A 1,383-nucleotide genomic window follows, 5' to 3' on the forward strand; every position below is an offset into this window, starting at 1 on the left:
AACAAGCACTTGATGGAATACAAATTAATTTTGATAGCTTTTTTAAATGGTTTAGAGTAATAGAAGAAACCGAAAATGAAGAACTTCGAGATAATCCAAAATATCGCGATCGCCAACTTCAAGCAGTCAGGGAAGCTATCTATTCTATATTAGGAAATAACTTTTATGATATTAGAGTCCGCCGTAAACCTTACCCAAGAATGACAATCAAAAAACAAGACCAAGAACTTGATATTCAACAACTATCTGATGGAGAAAAAAGCTTATTAGCATTAGTAGGTGACTTAGCCAGACGTTTAGCAATAGCTAATCCAAGTTTAGGCGATCCCTTAACAGCAAGTAGTGTGGTATTAATAGATGAAATTGAACAACATTTACATCCTGCTTGGCAGCGTCAAGTAATTCCTAAACTAACAGAAACATTTCCTAATTGTCAATTTATTATTACTACCCATTCTCCACAAGTTGTCAGTCAAATCAAACCGAATAGCGTTTATATTTTAGAAAAAATAGATGATAATGTTGTTCTTAAACATCCTTCTAGTTCCTTTGGTAGAGATAGTAATCGTATTTTAGAAGATTTAATGAAAGTTCCTGAACGTCCACAAGAAATCAAGGAAAAATTGATGGAATTATTTCGATTAATAGATAGTGGAAATCTTGAGTCAGCTAGACAACTACGGCTAGAAATTGAAGAAGAAATAGGTACTGATGAACCAGAATTTGTCAGAGCAGATATATTGATGCGTCGGCGGGAGATTTTGAATAAGTGAAGTATATAAAAAAGAGTGATGAACCTGAAGATTTAGCAAAATTTAAAGCGTCTGCTAATGAAAATTGGCAACCTACTTATAATGATTTAAGGAGCAAAGAAAAAACTAATATTCATCAAAGTTTGCTTGAGGAACAGGGTTATATTTGTTGTTACTGTGGCATGGAAATTGATAAAGAAAATAGTCATATAGAACACCTCAAACCCCGTAGCATTTTTCCAGAAGAGCAGCTAAATTATAATAATTTATTAGCATCATGCCAACGTGAAAGAGAAAAAAAAGAACCTCCCCATTGTGGTGTCAAAAAAGCAGATTGGTATGATGAAAAATTGATGGTTTCTCCTTTAGAACCAAACTGTAGTGATTTTTTTCGCTATACTGGTTCTGGAGAAATTTTACCCACTAATGTTTTAGATAAAAAAGAAAAAGAAATTGCTCTGACAACAATTGATAAATTAGGATTAGATATTGATAAGTTGAATGCAATGCGTAAAGCAGCAATTGATGGTATATTAGAAGTTGTAGAAAATCTTGAAGAATCAGAAATCAAGGAATTGCTAGATAGTTTTGATAAATTGGATAATCAAGGTAAGTATATCCCTTTTTGTGC

Annotated in this window: 2 protein-coding genes; both read left to right on the forward strand. The window is 32.7% G+C overall.

What is annotated here, in order from left to right; all coding sequences use genetic code 11:
• The coding region (locus AC3DU7_RS12395) for an AAA family ATPase (protein WP_488039650.1) at positions 1-773 on the forward strand (773 nt) is incomplete at its 5' end.
• A partial coding sequence (locus AC3DU7_RS12400) for a retron system putative HNH endonuclease (RefSeq protein ID WP_488039651.1) occupies positions 770-1,383 on the forward strand: 614 nt, incomplete at its 3' end. The genes AC3DU7_RS12395 and AC3DU7_RS12400, both read left to right, overlap by 4 nt.

This window comes from Okeania sp., from assembly GCF_983059655.1.